Origin of the sequence: Pseudomonas syringae group sp. 247E2 (assembly GCF_032587795.1) — a bacterium.
Taxonomy (GTDB): Bacteria; Pseudomonadota; Gammaproteobacteria; order Pseudomonadales; family Pseudomonadaceae; genus Aquipseudomonas; species Aquipseudomonas amygdali.
Genome location: NZ_JAWHPK010000011.1, coordinates 175,109 through 193,523, shown reverse-complemented (window position 1 = coordinate 193,523; position 18,415 = coordinate 175,109). Strand labels below are relative to the sequence as shown.

Here is an 18,415-nt window from a genome sequence, read left to right as displayed (position 1 = left end):
GATGTTTCGGGTGCTGTCTCGCTGGACGACTGCACTGTTGTTGCGGAGCACACAGTTGCATTAGGAAAAGACCTTTCGCGCCCAGTGCCGACCGCCAATCTGGCTGCCGCACAGCTTCACTCCAAACCTCGCTTCGTGCGGGGCTTGGCAATTAGAAATACACGACTTTTGCATCGAAAAGACAGAAGGAACGTCTTATGAAATTAGCAGTGGCTCAATTGATTGCGGTTTTGGCTTCTATAGGTCTGGGGGAAGCAGGGCAGCGCACTGCAGATCTGGCGTACAGCGAGGCATGTATTATTGCTCTGCTATTGGGATTTGTTCTGATGATGGCAGCACTTGCGCGCGAGGTCTTTGAAGTGCTGCGTGAAAAGTCATTGATAGGTCAGAACAGAGCGAAAAATCTACGATGAAAGACAATGATCCAAGCGTCCAAATCATGGAACGTGCCCGTCAACGCATCGAGAACGTGGCCATAGCTGGCGACTTGGAGGTGATGCTCCATGTTGCAGCTCAAGCTCAGGGGTGGATCGGCGCTCTGCAGGCAGAGAGTTTGCTGGGTGAAGAGCAGTGCGAAATGCTTGACGTAGAGCTGAAGTCTGCCGTTTCCAATTGGAATGGTGGTCCAGCATAGGCCACATAAGCAGCCTATTGCCGCGAGGCCCCATCAGGATAGGAGATTTAGCCATGACCGATCTCAGCGGAGCTCTGCGCGCAACTGCCACTAAGTGGCGAGATCTCAACCAGGATCACCATGGCGGCATTGTGCTGATCTGGCAAGGCGAGGTATACGGTTGGAAGGATTCATTGCGTGACGCGAGCCATGAGCGCCCGGGTGTATTCGCTGTGGATGAAACTGGCCACATTTTCATCGCCGAAGGAGGTGATGAATATAATGGTGCAAAAGGCTGGGTAGCGGCTGACCTGGACAAACAGTAGGTAATGCGATGAAAACATTTCTGCTTTATTTATTGCTCATTTTTGGCGGTACGGCTGCGGTCGTAGCCGGTACGGTGGCTTTGGGGTATGACTCGCTTAGCGCCTTGACCGGCTGGGACAGTAGAGGGACTCCGGAGCTCGTATTCATGGCGATCTGCGCTGTAAGTGGCCTTGCATGCTCAGTGAAGATTTGGAAAACCCACAAGCAACATGGCTGGTACTAAAACCTTTCGAGGATAGCCCGGCGCTACCCATAAGGTAGGCCGGACGTTTTCAAGCCGCCATCACACCTGCCGGTGTGGCAGTTCTGTGCAGCTTCGTTATCAACTTTCCTACAGCGGCCGCTATCGCTTCGAAAGCGGTATAGATGACAGATTGACCCAGCATTTCGTGGGCTGTGGTGTTGGATACTCCTTCAACGATCTCAACCGGTATGGTTTTGACGCGAGCATGTTCGCTTACCGTCAGAAGCCTGCTGAGCGCCGGGTTTCTTGGGTGTCGAATAAATGGTTCTGTCGATCTTGCCTTCGCGTACCCACGCCCAATACAACCGCATGAGGTTGCTTCAGGTGTCAGTAACTGCCTGCGAAAGCCCTTGCCGCTAGCAATGTCGCGCTCCTCTTTACGTCCCAGGTAGTCATAACACTTCCAGCTTTCATCTGTTTCTGGCACAGCGTCCATGAGATCCTTGAGTGAGCGCTCTTTTGTGCGAAGAGGGGTGATCTGATCCAGTCTCAAAGGCTCAAAAGCCCCCTCCGTGTATGCAACCAAAGCCATCCTGGACCTGCTTTCGAAAGCCCCGAACACGGCACCGTCGAGGATGCACTCGAACAGCCGGTAGCCCAATGACTTCAACACAGATCTGATCACTTCCATCGAAGTGCTGGTCTGGTAATCAGGTACATTTTCGACGATTGCCATGACTGGGTTGGAGTACCGGACAAAGTCCAGAAAGTCTATGAATAACGAGCCCGCGGACGGATGTTGTTCGGCTGAATTGAGTTTGTTTTTGGCCTTGCCTGCACGGGACGCTCCAGTACAAGGAATGCCCGCAACAACCAAATCACATTCCGGTGTGCCCGTGCCGCGCTGTACGTCCCGGACATCTGCACAGATTGCGAATGAAGTGTCTCGCCAAAGCATTGGGTTGTTGCGCAGGCTGGCGTCCAGGTACTGATCTTCAACCTCAATACCAATCCTGACAAACGTATCAATTCCTGAACGCGCCAGGCCGGCGTGTATCGCACGATCCAGCACTCCTCCACCGTGAAACAGACTGCATACCGCCAGTGGTTCTTGGGCATCGAGCTTGCGCTTCATTCGCGCCAGACGCTCTTCAATCCTCTTGTCATTGTCGAGGGGGGTGATGATGATCCTTCCCAAACGAATGACAACTCGGACTTTCTCTGCGGTCTTGAACAAGCTTCTGAGTAGTGCTGTCCGGATCTCGATGAGGGGTGTCGTGATTCCATTTTTAACCCGCCTGGAGACCGTGACATCGCCTGTGTTGAACTCTGGTGATGTGGCTGGCACGAGTTCCAGCCTAGTCTGTCCTTCTAGGCGGATGAGTGAAAAACGAGTTCCTATTTCGATGCCGGCATTTAAAAGCTTTTGGCCCTCAAGCCAAATACGTGGGACGCCGCGGGCTTCCCCTATCTTAGGGGTGATGAGCAGTGAGAAGGTATTCATGTAGGGTTCTCAAAAAGGGAACCCGGCCCAATGGGAGGATTCCCATTGGGTTGATGAAGTGAGGAGTGTGCAGCCACCAACGTCAGTTGGCCGCTCGCGCTTCCGGTTGCTTTGCGAGCTTTGGGGATGTTCACGCAGACAGCTGCGTCGAGGCCACTAGTAGGTAGCCCTCATTACGGGTTTGAAGCTGAAGTTACCTATCCAGGCTCTTACAAGTTCGCCAGTTGTGTCAAGGGCGGAATCGGTACGTTCGGCACCGTCTATCAACCCAGTACATGAAACGCGGGCAAGGGCGCGCGCGTTTTTCTCCAAAGCTACGATGGTTTTCATGCGCAGCGTGCATGCGTCCGCTTTGGCCAAGCACCTGTCGCAAGGCTGCACATGCTCCCTACTAGCGTTATTCAATCGAGCCTTGCATAGTGCATCCGAATCTTGCTGTGCAATTCCACCCTGGCCAGCGGTTTGCTCGAAACCACAACTATAACGGGTGCTTCAAAGGATTGAATATGGACACGCAGGATCCGGAATTCGGCCCATACCAAGTGGATTATGGCTCATTACTAACTGAGATGGCGAAAGGATTCTGCCAACAATCTCTCGGTTCGCTAATGGCAGCTTGTTCGCCACTGCCTAAAAAGCTGGACGGTTTTTGCCCGGTGAAAAGTGCGGCGGCGTTCGGTGGGCTGCTGCTTCGTGCGGATTGCCAAAAACACTGTCTACGTATTGAGCTTTTGATTCACATGGCCATCGCGGCGGGCAATGGTAAACGATCGTTGCCTCCAGAAATGATGGTGCACGGTTTTCACGTGGCAGGTAGTGCGGTGGGTGTATTGGAGGATCCTCCGGAGGACGTACTGGTCCAGAACATCAGTTCCAGACGCGGTAACTACCGAATCCTCTCAGGCATCTGGGAGGGCGCAGGCTTTTATCTGCAACGTTTTGTCAACTTACTAGACGAGATGCCTGTCGAGGGGAATTTCAAAGTCATAGCCGATGCGGGGCACGCATTGTTGAAGGTGTCGGATCTGCTCTGCTCAAGGGCGGGACTTAGCCGTAATCTGCGCGGCGCCGAAATGGGCCTCACTAGCCTGCCTTTGCGAATGGCGTCGAAGGCAGCGGAATTACGTAATGGGGTCGGACTTACTGCCGCAGACTTGCGGGCAATTGATGTAGATGTCGAAGATCTACGCCCATTCATGTTCACTCCCCAGCTCAGGCAGGGGCTGAGCGAGCAATCATTCGGCAATACTGATTTGGAGCGTCGCCCATTGGCAATGGTCGGCGATACCCTGTATCTCGTGTTGCCGACCGCAGTGTCTCTAGCCATCCGTTGGTGGTGTCTGCGCAGCTTTAGCGTTCCTTATTTGCGCGCATCGCTGCGATACAACCTGGCCATCGAATACGTCCAGTTACTACATGATGCGGTGCCATTGACCTCCAGGCAGCCGCTGTCATTCACGAATGAACAGGCAGCGCCTTTGGCGCACCTGACTCGTATGGTAGACGCTGGCCGCTGGCTCAACATGTTGTTTGTGCTAGATAGCCTCCAGAATTTTGCCGATGGCGGTTTCACCGGCGTTGACAAGATGACCGAGTTAGTCGCGCCCGATGTTTCTCGGATCGTGGAGCAAGCCCAGCAACGGGCGAGCGAGAGTGCGGGGTTTGAAAGCGGCATCACTTTGCTAGTTTGCTGTGGGGTCGGACGTGGCATGGGCATGTCGTTCGTCGCACCGCCACGAGCGGACTGGAAGATCGAGGCGATCGCCATCCACGATCTTTGTACGCTGAGCCATATTAATGGTTTCAATACACTGGATCTGTGGCGGTTGTGGGAATCTGAGATGCGGCTGAAAGGCAGCAACGTCTGGCTGCAGAACGCCAACGGACTCCTAAATATGTGCGCGTGGACGGATGCGCTCAATGGCCACATGATTCCGCATGCCGAGATCCCGGTCGAGGCTAGTGTAACCAGCCTTGTGGTATCAATCACACAAAACGGTCTTCTGGATCTTCGTCATCGGGCGCTTCTTGCCACAGACGAACACGCGCGGGAATACGTGGATGGCTCCTGGTTTATCATCCGAAAAGAGGAGTCTAGCTACTTCGACGAGGATGACCTTCAACCGCTGTACGGCAGCGTCAATGCGCCAGGGCGGCCTAAAGGGGCGTTCTTGACTACCAAGCGCTGCTGGTGGAGTGAGTTAGCGTCTCCCATTGGGGGACCGGACACGGAAAGCTATGATCGTTGGAAGATGGTGGCCACCTGGTTGGTCCGATGCGCGCCGGTGCTGGAACGTGTGCTGGCGCAGCAACTTGGCCATGGGCCTATCTTATGGCGGTGCGTCTTTGTCTACCCGCCTCTGGCCGCAGATCTGTCCGAGTGGGGCAACGAAGCAGATGCCAAGGAAGCGATCACCTGTCGGCTGGACCCACAGTTGCGGACGGTCGAGCTGTTAATCGACCAAGGCCTCGATCAGGCTATCTACCATCCCGAGAACATCGCCGAGCGCGCATTGGTCCGGGCATTTGTAGAAGGCGTGGTCACCCTTGCCGGTGCGGCGTCTGAACTGGTCGAGTCACTTGTGACACAGATCGTGCCGAACACTAAGGCGCGGCACGCCCATGTATTTCCGGTGCGTAGCTATCGCGATGCAATTACCGAGCTTGCAAGTCGTTCCCTGATCACTATTAGTCGGCTGGACGACGCAGCGGACTGCTTGGGTATGGGCTGGGCAGTGCGCGGGCGCGAGCTCGGCGGGCGGATAACAGGCAAGGCGGAGTGCCTTGCCTACTTTGGGCAGTTAGTCGGGCAACTGCAGCGAGATCTTTGTGAGCAATTACGACGCTTCGACAGGGAGAGCGTGGTGCGCGCAGTGCTAGAAAATCATGAGGTGGCGGGTGTTTCGCGGGATCGCTGGCACCGTACAGCCGCAGCAGTCCTAGCCTTGCGCGAGAACCAGACGGGGGCGTTGAGTGCTATGCGCGATCATGAGTACACGCTCAATGCCGTCTTCCAGCCAAGCCGAAACCTGCTGGAAATGGCGCTGTGCGAATCGCCTCTGGGCACGTGCAAGCCACTAGGCAAATTGGACTTGGCAAAATTGCTGGCTAAGGCGTCGCGGCTTTACCACATTGGAGGCTGGTCGGATTTAATCCGCTGGGACCTGATGAAGCCGATTGTGATCATCCGGCCGCTCGGCGATGTTCATGTGCAACAGGATTTTATCGACACGGTGATGGAAGGTTACGGCTCGGCAACCAGCGCCTATCGCTACCAGGCATCGGTGCGACGCTATGACAAGAACCTACAACAGCCAAAGGTCGCGGCAAGCGTGCAACAGGACGTCGACACTCAGTTTAACCAAGCCTGGCTGGAGGAATTTGGCGTTGATCTGGATGCTTACCGGCGATTCTTAGATGCCCTCGAGGATTATGGGATCGACCAGCAGCAGGCAGTGCTCGCTATACGGCGCTCGCAGGTATTGACCATGGCGGACTCGATCGAGACGGGGCTAACGATACTCGAGCACTTCGTGCTGGCTCCCCGCCGAGCCTGGGCCGATGTACCGCATGGGTACGATCAAAAGGATATCGATCCTTGGCGCTTCCGTCGGCGGCTAAGTTCATTACGTCGACCGATCTTCCAACTCGACCTTGAGGACGACCCTATCCTGATCCTTGCACCCGGCCTGGTGCGTGAAGGGTTCGCCGCGACGGTGCAGAGCTACTACAGTGGCAGCTACCCAGACCGGCATTTGGGGAGCGCGATGAGACGCTACGCAGGCTATGCGCGTAATAGAGATGGCATGGCCTTCAATGCGAAGGTGCTGGCTCGACTGACGGAGCTAGGCTGGCAGACAGCAGCCGAACTCAAGCTTACCAAGATCCTGAAGCAAAGCCTGGACCGTGACTATGGAGATGTTGATGTCCTTGCCTGGAGCCCGGAGCAAAAGCGCGTCCTCATCATCGAGTGCAAGGACCTGCAGTTTCGTAAGACCTACGGGGAAATTGCCGAACAGCTAAGCGATTTTCGCAACTTAGAAGTAAACGGCAAGCGTGATCTGCTCAGAAAGCACTTGGACCGAGTGCGTGTACTGCGGGAATATCAGGGCCGAGTGGGTGCCTTTGTTGGCATCGCAGGAGATTTTACAGTGGAAAGCGTAGTTGTCTTCAGCTTCCCGGTCCCAATGCAGTTTGCCAGCGGGGCCATCCGCGAACTAGCTCAGCTGCATACCTATAGCTCCTTAGACGACCTCACCGAACGCTTACGGTAGTTTTGCAGGAGTTTTATCGGAAGGAATCAAACCAGCTTCAGGTATGGAATGTCCTGCCAATCTGCGTGGAACATCCAGTATCTGAACTCTTCAATGCTTTGACCACTTCTTGATTGGAGGTTGGCCAACCGCCCCGTCAAACGTTGGCACTGCGCAGGCTGATCCTCGTTATCTGGATCTTCCTCGCGCCACTCCAGCACATAGTCGCTATTGAAGCTGTCTGGATCGAATACCTTGTATACGTGGGATCTGTGCGCCCAGTTAAGGTAATCATGATCGCGCCATCCTTGGGGCAGTCGCATTGCGAAATCGCGACTGTCGGTGATTCCATAATAGTCGGGGTAGTTGCAGTCGCCGTTCCAGACGAAGCTCCAGTACACTCTACCTAGGACTGGGTGGCATGAGCTGACCAATACTTCGCTCTTAAAGACGTTTGTGTTCACTGGTGATCACCAGCGGCCGGCCTCGCAGCTAGCCAATCTATTGCGGAAAGAAGCACGTCACCGTCAGGTGCTCCCTGCAGCTTGATCGAGCGGCCAGATTGTTTGTCCTTGATGACTAGCGTAGGTGTGGCCGTGATGCCGTCCTGGCTTGCCTTGTGAGCCTGGCTAATGACTGCCTGTTGCACGGACGGGTTGCTCGCAGCACAGGTATCGATGAAGTGCTGTCGATCTTCAAGCCCGGGGATCTGCGGATTGCCCGCAGTTCCGTCACCGTTTGACCGAGTACGCTGATAAATGAGCTCGACTGCGAGCCAGAAGGCGTCATTGCCTCTCTCGATCCCCGCGCACTCGGCCCACCGAGCTTCATAGCTCGCTGCAGGCTCATGCATCGACAGGGGCAGATGGTGCCACTGAAGATTCACGTCCGGATGCTGATCAATCCAGGCTTTGAGGCGTGGGAAGTAATCCTTGCAGTAGGGGCATTCCAGATCTGCATATTGGATGATGGTGAAACGCGCCTCACGGCTCCCGTAGACCCATCCGCCACTTTGTCTCTTCTGATCGGCTGCCGGCGCCACGGGGCCACCTGTGACGCCAGGCTTATTCTGCAGCTCGGTCAGCAGAAAAGGTGAGATAGCCAAGGCGACCGCACCGATGCAGTAGAGGATTTGCCAGCGCGTCGGTCGCTTCATGCGGAGGCCTCTTTGTCGAGGAGCTGTTTTGCCAGCAGCTCCTGATCCAGCAGCGTCAGAAGAGCTTTCTGGGCGCTTTCAGGCTGAGGGTGATGCTCAAGCCACTGATCCAAAGCTTTGTGCAGTTGAGACTGAATCTCTCGGCGATCTACCGCTACATGTTTGACGACTTGTAAGTGCTCGATCAGTACCGGCGCGCAGATTTTCAATGCGAGCAGGGAGTCTTCCTGCGGGCACTGAAGTATTTGAGTCAGACTGTCGATCAGGTTTTGAGTCAGGGCATCCATGGCTCTCATGCCAGGTTCTCCAATGCACGGGGTGTTGGGAATGTAATGTTCAGGGGTTCAATACCTCGTTTCCGGTCGAGATCTGCAGCTACTTCCAAGGCAGCTCCCAACTCGTCGACACCCATGGACTGCATCAGGTCGTAACGCTGTTTTTTCTCTTCAGGCTCGGTCATGGCCAATGCCAGGTACAGGCTCGGCGGAACAGCGCGAAACAGGACTTCCATCGATTTCGAAAGAACCACGCCTTCGGTGTATTTACCGCTCTCTTTGCGTGCTGACAGCATCAAGCCCTTCTGTGCAGGTGTGAGCTCACGGAAACGGGAGATCTTCTCCACTTCGTCAGGCGGCATGTTCAAGCAGATCCACCACTCGATCATGTTGAGCATTGGTGCAGTTGAGGGAGGAAAGTCATCCATGTTCTGTGTTGCCAGCCAGAACCAGGCCCCGAGCTTTCGCCACATTTTGGTGATCTTCATAATGTAAGGGGCGAGGAGGGGGTTTTTGGTAATGATGTGGCCTTCGTCTGTCACGTTGACCAGAGGACGGCCCTTGTACTGATCACGCTCCGCTATGTTGTTCACGGTGTTGATCAGCGAGATGTAAGCGATCGACAACTGGGCGTTGTAGCCCTCACGTGCGTAGGTGGCCAAGTCGACGATGGTCAGATCTGCCTCAGGCCAAGGCGTACCGGTACGGTTGAACATCTCCCCGTCGGCGCCCATGCAAAACATGTCCATGGCTTCGGCCATTTCAAGCATCCGATTGCGTCTGCCCTCCGGGATGGAGGTGTCTTCCCCGGCCGTGCGCAACGCATTACGGACATCTTCCGTGAGGACGGTGCGATCGGCGTCGGAGCAAATTCTGGCCGCTGCAAGGATGCACTGTCGGATTACGCTGCGGTCAGCCCGGGTCAGCCGAGCTTCCTCTTTTTCCTCACCGCCGGTGATCATCAAACGGGCTACGATTTCCATCTCGCCGAGGACATCCCGTTCATCATCGTCTTCATCGGGCTTGGCATTCATGTCCTCGTCAGAGCTCTCTAAGTCATCAGCGTCCAAGGTCTTGACCTGGCTCGGTGTGTTTACCAAGCGAATAGCGTCGGCGAACGGAGCCAGGCTAACGCCTGAGTTCGGGGCTAGCTTGATCCTGTTGACTGTCAACCCAAGCTTTTTCGCGAAATCCCCGAGTAGACCGAAACTGTTACCCGCCTCGACGATGAACAGGCGGGGAGCGTAAACCGCAATGAGCTGGTTGAGCAGGTTATTCAACGTGGCGGACTTACCTGCCCCTGTGGGGCCGAACAGAAACATGTGGGCATTCATCTGACGATCCAGCTTGTTGAATGGATCAAATGTCAGTGGAGCCCCACCACGGTTGAATAGCGTGATGCCAGGATGCCCGGTACCACTGGAGCGACCCCACACAGGGCACAGGTTTGCAACATGCTGGGCGAGCATCATCTGCACGTACCAGTCCATGGCTCGCTTTTGATTGACGTCGAAGTTCCCGGGAAGCCAACGGAGGTAGCTGTTGAGTGGGGCCACCTCGTCGTCAGATGCTACGGGTTCCATACCGGCACCCAGCAATGCGTTGGTCAACTGCATGCTGCGCGCGGTGAGCTGTGCTTCGTCATTTCCCTTGAGGTAAAAGGCGATGCTGCCTCGGTACAGCTTGTGCTCACGACCGATCAGTTTCCTGGCATCGTTTACCGCTTCGCGGGTGAGTAGTGAAGCTTGGTTGTCACCCACCGACTTGCGTGCCAGCTTCTCAAGATGAGCCTCCAGCACGTCCTGAGGGGTGATGACCAGGGTGATGGCCAACACAGTGTCCTCCGGCAACTTGTCGAACAGGGCATGCAAGGCATCACCGCCTTTACGTGTTTCGCCAGTCAGGTGGCCGGTCTTCGGGGCTTCGCGCAGCCGATCCAGCATGATGACTCTGTGAGGCTGGCCATCGAAGTACCACAAGCCTTTTTGACTGTCGGATTTTGGCTCTCGATAAAAGAGTCCCTGTGCGAAGTCGTCGCCAGTGACCAGTGGAAGATCCTCGCCGGCATCCTCTGTGCGTTTGTTCACCAGTTGAAAGAAGCGATCAAAGTCTTTGAGCGTCGTTCCCAGGTGATCGGGGTGAGGGTTGAACCACTGCAGGAGCCAGTGTCGGATGTCGTAACCGTCCATCCGTTTGCTTTTAATGCCGGCGTTGGCCAGACCTCCTGTGAAGCGCTGACAAATGTTGTCCAGGTGCATGGCAGGGGTTTGGCCACGGAACGCTGCATCACCGACTACCCGGCGATACACGACTACCCGCACTCTGCGCTGCTGGCCACGCCAAGGCAATTTTGAAACTGTGGTGTCTTCAAAAAGACCACCAGGTTTGGCGATTGCATCGAGGTGATGCTTGAACAGATCCAGATACAGCTCCGAGAACGGGCTGCCTTTAGCCTGTGGTCGGATGTATTCACGCAGGTTCCGAAGGTAGTCATCCCAGCTGGTTTCGTCCTTCGCGTAGAACTGCACAACCCAAGGTGAGGTATCGAGCTCGTCAAAACTATTTTGCAGCGCGTTCTCCAGGGCATCGCGCACCTTGCGAAGCCAGTCGGGATCACGGCCTTCAGTGCCGATCGGAGTCAGTTCGAAGAATGCTGCCAAGGATTTGCCATCCTCAAGCAGCATCGCTTGCTCCGCTGGCAGGTACTCAATCCATGGAAGGAGGTCTACAAAGCTCGGCTTGACGTCGTACAGCGCGGCGACGTCGCCAACCGTGGCAGGCTTCTGCTTCGGGTTTCTCCAATCGCCAGGCGCGGGTATGCCCTGATCCTCAAGTCGCTTTAGGTAACGCTCAAGTGCCGCATCCACATCGTTTTGATCTGAGGCTTTCAAATCCTCAACCAGATCATCTTCAGGCTGTTCAAGTTCGACCGCTGCAGGCTCGCTCAGCAGAGGGTCGCCCGCTATATCCGTCTGCGTAGCTGAATTGAGGGGCGCGCGGCTTTTGAGCCGTTGAAAAAGAGTCATCAGTAGTCCTCAACCCGCTCGCCAGGCATGGCGTACTGCACACGCTGATAGAGCGGGAAAACAGTGGTGTAGCCAGGGACTGGTGCTGGATCGGAGCCCGCAAGGTGCGGAAACACGTACATGACAAGATCCGGATTGGGTAGTCGTTTGAACTGGCTGTAGATCTCGTTTTGAGCGGTACGGGTGTAGGCCGCGCTGTCCTGCAAGGGCTGGGTAGCACGTACATCGATTGGACGGCGCAACTCCGAGCGCGCATCGAGCAACTGCCGGCCACTAGCGCTTCCCGCCGAACCGGTCGTTCCTTGGTTCCAAACGTCCATCATGGTGTTTTGACCATGCGGCAGCATTTGCTCTTTGTTTGTCGAGCATCCAGCCAGCAAGCCCGCCGTGAGAAGGCAATACATCAGCGCGCTGCGCGCTGAGCCCAAGTGATCAATCCAGGTTGGCATTGGCATGGTTCGCTCCTGAGGCGTACTTGACCTTGCGGCCTTTGAGTTCGTAGTCAATTTCCAGCTCTTGATCGATATGCAGTGAGACTTGCGCACCAGGCAGGACATAAATGGCCGCGAACGCTTGTCCGTAGAGTTTGTTAACCCAGCTCGAAACGTCCGTGACTCCTTGGGTCAGGATCTTCCCCATCGCCTCGTTACCAGACAAACCGGTGCTACCAAGCGTCCCAGAAGCGTTCGAGACGTATGAGGAGGTGCTTCCCTCTGTCTTGATCAACGATGCTGCTCCAGCGCCTGCTGCGGTGATGAGGGCTTGTGAACCGATGTACTGCTGCGCATTGCTGCGTCGCTCGCCCGCAATACATGGAATGCCGTATGGATCACTGATCCAGCCAAGGCCACCCTGGATGGGTTGTTGGTCTCCAGAGTTGTTCTGGTTGTTGTTCTGTTGATTGCCACCCTGAACCGGTGCCGGCAACGTGCGGACAGTGCCGTCGGTAAACACGAAGGTCAGACTTTTGATTTGCCCACGCACGCATGAGAGGGTCCAGTCGCCGGACGCTGTACCGCTGGCCACCGCACCGGCTACGTCAGGAAGGTCGATGCCATTGGCAGTCAGGTTGTCCGGACCGATCAGCACCTTGAACGGGTAGGGGTCATTAACCGTCCCATCAACAGGAACCCGGCCGATCAACGCGGACATGGCCACCGAGCCCATCAACGTCGAGTTTTGAGGGAGGGTGTAGGCACGTCGTACCTTCTTACGCTCCTGTTGCTGGCCACCCATGTCATCGCGGACAGACTGAGCACCTGTCGTGAGCGCTTTCTGTCCTCGGTCCACGGACTCGCCGAAGGCTGTAGGAAAGCTGTAGGCGCTCGCGGGGACGCTATTGCCGGCAGTGATCGGTTTGCCATTGCTATCCAGGGCCGTCGCGTCCTGTGGATCGATCCACACGATGTCTGAACCGTTTGTTTCCGATTTGAACTGTTGGCCATCACCAGGCTGAACACCTAACCCAATCGGTAAATCCGAATTGGAATTATTGTTTTGTCCCATTCGGGTCAGTTCATCCATCTGTTTGCGCAAGCCCTCCAACACGCTCTGCTGTTGCTGCTGACTATCCAGCTTGAACTGTTCCTGGGCGTTTTTAAGGCGCTGGTCGACTGTCTGATCAATGTTTGCCAGTCGCTGTTTGAGGGTCTCGTTATCCTGTTTGACCGCAGTGTTCTGTGCGATGACGTCGGTGATCTGTTGCTTGAGCTCGCGTCCTTCAGCGACGACCGTGCGCAGCGTATCGCTCGGCGTGTCGCCTTCCACACCCAGGGCTTTGGCTTGCTCAGCCGTCAGTTTTGGAGCAGGGGTTTCGGTACTTGGTGCGGGGGCACTTCCCAGTGATTTGATGCCGACGAAAATCACAAGCAGGAGGAATGGAATCACCAGGTACTTGAGCAGCGGATTACCTTTCATGCTTCGCTCCTTGCGCTGCACGCGGATCTGCTTGGGTCGCCGAGAATACGGCCGCCTGTGTCAGCCCGTGTCCCCGCGTGACCAGGTACAAGGTCGTGGTGTCACTAGCATCGCCGCGTGATCCAAGATAAGGATGTTGGAACGCTGCAGTGACGAATTCACCCATGAGCTCTCGAGGATCAAGCGTGATCCGCTGCGCCGTCTGATTCTGCAGCTTCACGGCAGTCACCCAAAAATCATCCAGACGCCATGCGCCTAAGGGTGTGGACTTCACAGGTAGAGTGGGAAGCAAGGTCGCCAGATCAAGGCTGCGCTCAACCTTCACCTGGGCGATGCCGTCTACAGGCTCAACGGTGCGCAACGGCGCATAGAGCATCTGGGCTGCATAGCGGGTGAGGACGACTGGGACGGGCGTTTCTCGCTTGACCACTTCCTCTGGTTCATCGTCTTCATCGCTTGAACGGCTGGTTGAGTCCGTGTTCTTCGTAGTGGCCTTGGCTGAGCGTGCTGTAGCAGCCCCTCCATAGCGTGCTGATGATGTTTCACCTTCGACTATCTTCACCGGCTCGAGCGGCGTTTGATCCGTAGATGCCTCTGTAGCAGCGATGTCGACCAGAATGATCTCACCGGTCTTGGCGTTCTGCAGCTGAAGTCGAGTTGGCTCTATCGCTTCCTTCGCATATAGGTAGATCGCGCCCCCCGTACTCTGCACCCGCAGCTTTTCAGTCAGCGAACGCGGGAGTCCAACACGAACATTCTGATCAACGAAGACGATGCGTTCCTGATTGATGCGCAGTGGAATAGCCAGTGGCAACCGCTCCCAGCGGAGAATCTCGACCGCCGAGGCGATTTGGGCGTTGCCAGCCAACACCGCCAGTAATGTCGAGCATGTGATTACTCGCAAAACGCTCATTTGAAGACTCCTTTCGACGGAGTTGCGGGAGCTTCAACATTGCCCTCGATGCGTTGTGGTGCGCCGTTGTAGCAGTCCCAAGCCAAACCGAAGGGATTGGTTTCAGGGTCGACGTCCATACGTACAACGTGGAGTGGATATCTCGCGAGGGCACGCTTGACCAACTGCCCGCCGTAATACTCGTCTGCTGTTATATCGAGCGTCACAGTCCAATCGTCGATAGAGTTGGTCACCGTCCTGATCTCTGGGGAATCTCCATAGCCTCGACCTGGAATTTCGTACACGCCCCGGACGCGCTTGCGTAGCTCACCGCTAGACCTGCGCAGTTCAAAATCACTCTGCAGGTAATGCTTGCAAGATGGCGTGATGTAAGCATCCAGACGGGTGATATTTGCCTGGTAATCCTGCTCGCCGTCGACCGGCCACCGGTTCATTTGCTGAAAGATGTACAGGCCGAATGTGTATACCGATTGTGGAGGGACATCCCACCACATTCGCGTGCTTCCAGACCGCAGATCTGGCGGAACGTGAACGGTCAATTGCTTCGGCGCACTCCACCAGCCGAAACCAAGGCCTGCTGCCACCAGCGCGATCAAGACAATCGCTATCCTCAAGCTGTTGATGTGGGCACGTTGGGAGTCGGCCAATTTCAAGAAACGGCTCATTGTTGCTCGCTCCGGCGGCAAGTCCAGTTGCCTGATCGAAGTACCAGGTTGGCTTTGTTGAATGAGGTCGGGCCGAGCATTGCCGTCTGGAGCTGGACCCTGCGGTAGATCCATGTCTCCGGTCTACCGCGTTTGAGGCGTCGCAAGACCCGAGATGCGATGAGCAGTCCCAAAACTCCTCCTATCAGGGCGCACACCACGGGCATTGACGGTGTGATGATGAATGCCAGCGGCAGACCAATCACAAAGCCTATGCCGCTGCAGCCGAATACGGTCGCCCACATCTCATCCGCCGTAAGACCACCAATCACCACGGGCTGGTTATTCAAGCGACTGGGCAGAAAACGCAGGGTGCCGTCTTCATGCTGATCTTGCTGGAGCTCAGTCATGGGAGCCTCTACGACTTAAAGGATGTTGGTAGCGGTGGTGACCAGGTAGATCGTGACGCCGATCAAGCAAACACCGACTACAGCGGTACTGCCCAAGTCAGCCCATTTGGCTTTGCCCATGTGGATCTCGTGGTAGACGCCCAGCGCATGTCGCCCCACCAGAACGATGCCGAACGCGCACAAACAGAGACCCAGCAGCATGAAGCCGTCGTAGGCATAGTTTTGGAAGGTCTGCAGGAAGCTGGTCCCAGTGCCGCGCGTGGGGGCTTGGGCACCCGGTAGGGCGGCAAAACTAGTGCCAGGGGTAGCGGCCATCAGCAGGACCGAAAAAGGCCGGCGTTTCAAAAAGGCACGTGCCTGAGTGAACAATGAATACAGCGTCATCTTTATCTCCTTGGAAAAATCAACTCAACAGCATGAAAGTCATAACCATGAACAGCACGGCCCAGCGAGCGGCAGAAGCGGCAGCAGCCGATCTATCGAGGTTTCGGGTTGCCCAGCCGCGATAAATGCTTAGAAGAACCCAGACGCCCCATAGCAGGAGGATGCCCATCGCAATTCCGGTCCACAGCGTGTTGCTGCTGGCTGGTGAAAATCCGGCAGCGGCCTGAAAGGCACTGGTCTGGGTTGAGGACATCGTCATGGCGTGTGATCACCGCTGACGTTGTAATGGCCTGATATCTCGACGGGGTCGCGGGGCTGAGCCCGGGAGGGAGTCAGATAGTCCTGCAGGCCCTGGCGGATGCGAGCTATGTCGCTGACTAACCTGGAGTAATCCAGGTGATAGCGCTGAGCCGATTCACTGGGCAGGTCAACGCTGCGCTGTGCAACGGCCTCTAGCGCATTGAGCTGGCGAATCATTACTTCCACATTGGCTTGCTCGGAAGCCGTGCCGGCTGCTCGGGCATGCGAGGAAAGCAGCGGTGTGCATATGAGGACTGCAGACAGGCAGATCTGCACGCTTGAAAACGCTGGTTTGATCGCGGGGAGTTTGATTTTCACGTCGCGGGCCTTGGAAGCTGTAGGAATCTATGTACACAGCATGACCATCGGCCCGGATGGAATCAGTATGAAACCCTTTTTAGGTCTGAGGGGGTTTAGGTTGGCCTGCTAACTGCGCGTCCGGCCAGAGATTCAATGGAGAAAATCGTTTGGCGAGGCTTTAATGCACAGCATGCAGCGCTCTCAATGTTGAGTCGGAGCAGACATGCTGCGGAGAGCTTCATAGGGACTGATTGGAGTTATTGATGTGATGGGTAAAGCGCCAGCAAGCTTGTACAAATATCTAAGTTTCAGTGATCGTATGGTAGAGCAGCTGTATCACGGAAAGGTTTTTTACGCTGATCCAGGGACGTTCAACGATCCATTAGATTGCCGGCCTGTCGTAATCGCTGGTAACCAAAGCATTGAAAGACTGAAATTGCTTCTAAAGTTAATGGTCATTAGGCGCGTAGAGAAGGAGTCCTCTGCAGCGCTGAAACGCTTAAAATTGAAGGGGCAAAGACTCGACTTGCACCGAGCTCGACTCGGGGAGACCGAGGTACAGGATGCTATTCGTGGCATAGAGTATATGGCGACGGATCCAGAGATCACCGATCAGGCAGGCTATTATCAACGTGAGCTGTTGACGCTGATTCAGAGTGAAGTCAAAGACACACTTGCCACGGGCGTTCTTTGCCTCAGTGCGAATGCGACAAGCCCATTGATGTGGTCACACTATGGGCAGCAGCATCGAGGTGTGTGCATTGAGTACGACACTTCGGATCTCAAATCGACGCGTATCCATAAAGTCGTGTATGGCCAGAGCCGTGAAATACTAGCCGACGCAATTCTCCGGTGGTTGCAGGATGGTGACGTGCAGTCGCAGCTCGAGGTCGAGAGGGCCTCCCTACTCACAAAGTCGGGCGAGTGGAGATACGAGAAAGAATGGAGGTTACTCGCTCCCATCGGGTTAGACCGTAGCCCATTCCCCGTCAAATCCGTCACATTTGGTATGAACTGTCCTTCAGCAATTTTCGAGTCGACCATGTCGATGCTGGGTGGGGAAAAATCGACCATAAAATTTTGGAAAATAACCGAGCCGACGTCCAACTTTAAGCTCAAACGCGCGAGAATTCATTTCGACGACTCGATGAGACCTATGCTTGATCAAGATTATTCATGGCTTCTTGACGACTTGGACGATGCTCATGACGTTTAGGAGGCCCGCGACACTCCCTTCAAGTCATTTATCGCCAGAAAGCAGGTCGAAGTCCCATTATTCGACTTGTTGAATTCTCACGCAGCGTTTGAAAAAGAAAAGGAAGCCCGTACTGAGAGTGTAACCAAGCGCCCAGCCTTGGGCGTTTTGGTTGCCAATTTGCTCACGGCCGCGATTGATCTGCTGAACGCTCACCAGCTCCCATCCTTCTCTGCCATGTCGATTCAACACGGCCAGAGTTTCTGGGTCGCTCAGATACCTCTCAACATCCGGCTGGGTCGTCTCATCTATCGACTTGAACATCAACATGCCGCTGGTCACGGTTTTGTAGGGAAGGGGGACGAAGGTCTGGGTGTATTCATAGAGTGTCATCGGATACCTGCTGCGAGTAGATGGGGAAGGCCAGTTCATTTTTGCAGTCTCTAAGCGCTGGGCGAAGCGCCAAACCTATTCCATTTGGAAAATGGTATAGGTAGTGAGATATTTACTACGCCGGTCATGAGCCGGTCTACGCAGTTATATTCAAAGGGAACGTTGGGAATGCAGACGCTGGAATATCACAATTTTGAGTACAAAGGCTTCCACTCCATGGGAGCATGTTTTGTTCGTGTGCGTATCAAGGATGACGGGTTCCTTGTCTGTCTGATAGCTCAACTTCGTGACTACAATGGCACGTCAGTTACAAACGTCATTGAGGACATCATGTATGGTGTTGTTAAGCGTCTTGATTCTGAAAAAGCCCTTCCCAAGGCGCTTTCGTCAATGGATAAAATTCTTGAGCGTTCTGTTTGGATCGAACGATATGCCCCGGGTCTTGGCATCTCACCAGACGGTTCGTGGGCAATCGTTACCCTTGATTCCGAACGTAAACCGGATTGGACACACGCGAGCTTCGAAAGCGTTGTAGCGCATAGCGGTGTAGAACCTGGCTTCTTGGCTCTGACCGAAGAAGACTTGCGTCATAAGAAGTAGTTGGTTGGGGATGGGGCAGCG

General features: G+C 55.2%; 20 protein-coding genes. 6 read left to right on the top strand and 14 right to left on the bottom strand.

What is annotated here, in order from left to right; genetic code table 11:
- Positions 1-197: 197 nt before the first annotated feature.
- From RYC18_RS14010 to RYC18_RS14000, 3 genes are read left to right on the top strand one after another with little or no spacing between them, the layout of a single operon-like run.
- Complete coding sequence (locus tag RYC18_RS14010) at positions 198-413, top strand: hypothetical protein (protein ID WP_087677431.1); 216 nt, start codon at positions 198-200, stop codon at positions 411-413.
- A complete protein-coding gene (locus RYC18_RS14005; protein WP_087672713.1) occupies positions 410-634 on the top strand; it encodes a hypothetical protein in 225 nt (74 codons plus the stop codon). The genes RYC18_RS14010 and RYC18_RS14005 overlap by 4 nt, the downstream gene beginning before the upstream one ends.
- A gap of 53 nt (positions 635-687) precedes the next feature.
- Entirely contained in the window at positions 688-939 is a 252-nt protein-coding gene (locus RYC18_RS14000; RefSeq protein WP_176394376.1) for a hypothetical protein, read from the top strand.
- Positions 940-1,212: 273 nt separating this feature from the next.
- On the opposite strand, the gene RYC18_RS13995 is transcribed toward RYC18_RS14000, so the two are convergent.
- Positions 1,213-2,628 (bottom strand): DNA cytosine methyltransferase, encoded by a 1,416-nt coding sequence (locus RYC18_RS13995; RefSeq protein ID WP_087677432.1) that lies wholly within the window; start codon positions 2,626-2,628, stop codon positions 1,213-1,215.
- A 506-nt stretch (positions 2,629-3,134) separates the two neighbouring features.
- Here RYC18_RS13995 and RYC18_RS13990 point away from each other — a divergent pair.
- Positions 3,135-6,902 carry a zinc chelation protein SecC gene (locus tag RYC18_RS13990; RefSeq protein WP_122270532.1) on the top strand — a complete coding sequence of 1,256 codons (3,768 nt, stop codon included), beginning with the start codon at positions 3,135-3,137 and terminating at the stop codon, positions 6,900-6,902.
- A 26-nt stretch (positions 6,903-6,928) separates the two neighbouring features.
- Here RYC18_RS13990 and RYC18_RS13985 read toward each other — a convergent pair whose 3' ends face one another.
- The 12 genes from RYC18_RS13985 to RYC18_RS13930 are packed head-to-tail and all read right to left on the bottom strand — an operon-like array spanning position 6,929 to position 16,224.
- The gene (locus RYC18_RS13985) at positions 6,929-7,345 is read right to left on the bottom strand and encodes a hypothetical protein (protein WP_103392881.1); all 417 of its coding nucleotides are present in this window, start codon (positions 7,343-7,345) and stop codon (positions 6,929-6,931) included.
- Positions 7,342-8,037: a DsbA family protein gene (locus tag RYC18_RS13980; RefSeq protein WP_087677433.1), complete on the bottom strand. Its 696-nt coding sequence runs from the start codon at positions 8,035-8,037 to the stop codon at positions 7,342-7,344. The genes RYC18_RS13985 and RYC18_RS13980 overlap by 4 nt, the downstream gene beginning before the upstream one ends.
- Complete coding sequence (locus RYC18_RS13975; RefSeq protein ID WP_011267019.1) at positions 8,034-8,333, bottom strand: hypothetical protein; 300 nt, start codon at positions 8,331-8,333, stop codon at positions 8,034-8,036. The genes RYC18_RS13980 and RYC18_RS13975 overlap by 4 nt, the downstream gene beginning before the upstream one ends.
- The gene (locus RYC18_RS13970; protein ID WP_087677434.1) at positions 8,330-11,338 is read right to left on the bottom strand and encodes a conjugative transfer ATPase; all 3,009 of its coding nucleotides are present in this window, start codon (positions 11,336-11,338) and stop codon (positions 8,330-8,332) included. The genes RYC18_RS13975 and RYC18_RS13970 overlap by 4 nt, the downstream gene beginning before the upstream one ends.
- On the bottom strand, positions 11,338-11,793 hold the full coding sequence (locus tag RYC18_RS13965) for a TIGR03751 family conjugal transfer lipoprotein (protein WP_003425120.1): 456 nt from the start codon (positions 11,791-11,793) through the stop codon (positions 11,338-11,340). Before RYC18_RS13965 ends, RYC18_RS13970 begins: the two co-directional genes overlap by 1 nt.
- Positions 11,771-13,255: a TIGR03752 family integrating conjugative element protein gene (locus RYC18_RS13960; protein ID WP_003425118.1), complete on the bottom strand. Its 1,485-nt coding sequence runs from the start codon at positions 13,253-13,255 to the stop codon at positions 11,771-11,773. The genes RYC18_RS13965 and RYC18_RS13960 overlap by 23 nt, the downstream gene beginning before the upstream one ends.
- The gene (locus RYC18_RS13955) at positions 13,245-14,168 is read right to left on the bottom strand and encodes a TIGR03749 family integrating conjugative element protein (protein WP_074845320.1); all 924 of its coding nucleotides are present in this window, start codon (positions 14,166-14,168) and stop codon (positions 13,245-13,247) included. The genes RYC18_RS13960 and RYC18_RS13955 overlap by 11 nt, the downstream gene beginning before the upstream one ends.
- Positions 14,165-14,833, bottom strand: a complete 669-nt coding sequence (locus RYC18_RS13950) for a PFL_4703 family integrating conjugative element protein (RefSeq protein WP_024960171.1) — start codon at positions 14,831-14,833, stop codon at positions 14,165-14,167. Before RYC18_RS13950 ends, RYC18_RS13955 begins: the two co-directional genes overlap by 4 nt.
- Complete coding sequence (locus tag RYC18_RS13945; protein WP_003435722.1) at positions 14,830-15,222, bottom strand: TIGR03750 family conjugal transfer protein; 393 nt, start codon at positions 15,220-15,222, stop codon at positions 14,830-14,832. The genes RYC18_RS13950 and RYC18_RS13945 overlap by 4 nt, the downstream gene beginning before the upstream one ends.
- 15 nt (positions 15,223-15,237) lie before the next feature.
- Positions 15,238-15,606 (bottom strand): TIGR03745 family integrating conjugative element membrane protein, encoded by a 369-nt coding sequence (locus RYC18_RS13940; RefSeq protein ID WP_074952401.1) that lies wholly within the window; start codon positions 15,604-15,606, stop codon positions 15,238-15,240.
- 19 nt (positions 15,607-15,625) lie between these two features.
- Complete coding sequence (locus RYC18_RS13935) at positions 15,626-15,865, bottom strand: TIGR03758 family integrating conjugative element protein (RefSeq protein ID WP_074952398.1); 240 nt, start codon at positions 15,863-15,865, stop codon at positions 15,626-15,628.
- Entirely contained in the window at positions 15,862-16,224 is a 363-nt protein-coding gene (locus RYC18_RS13930) for an RAQPRD family integrative conjugative element protein (RefSeq protein ID WP_074952394.1), read from the bottom strand. The genes RYC18_RS13935 and RYC18_RS13930 overlap by 4 nt, the downstream gene beginning before the upstream one ends.
- A 250-nt stretch (positions 16,225-16,474) precedes the next feature.
- Here RYC18_RS13930 and RYC18_RS13925 point away from each other — a divergent pair, with 250 nt between their 5' ends.
- The gene (locus RYC18_RS13925; RefSeq protein WP_236534903.1) at positions 16,475-17,422 is read left to right on the top strand and encodes a DUF2971 domain-containing protein; all 948 of its coding nucleotides are present in this window, start codon (positions 16,475-16,477) and stop codon (positions 17,420-17,422) included.
- Between the two features lie 57 nt (positions 17,423-17,479).
- Here the strand turns inward: RYC18_RS13925 and RYC18_RS13920 are convergent, their stop codons facing one another.
- Positions 17,480-17,794: a DUF4177 domain-containing protein gene (locus tag RYC18_RS13920; protein WP_054994234.1), complete on the bottom strand. Its 315-nt coding sequence runs from the start codon at positions 17,792-17,794 to the stop codon at positions 17,480-17,482.
- A 168-nt stretch (positions 17,795-17,962) separates the two neighbouring features.
- Between RYC18_RS13920 and RYC18_RS13915 the strand changes: the two genes are divergently transcribed.
- Positions 17,963-18,394 carry a hypothetical protein gene (locus tag RYC18_RS13915; RefSeq protein ID WP_074952385.1) on the top strand — a complete coding sequence of 144 codons (432 nt, stop codon included), beginning with the start codon at positions 17,963-17,965 and terminating at the stop codon, positions 18,392-18,394.
- Positions 18,395-18,415: the final 21 nt, after the last annotated feature.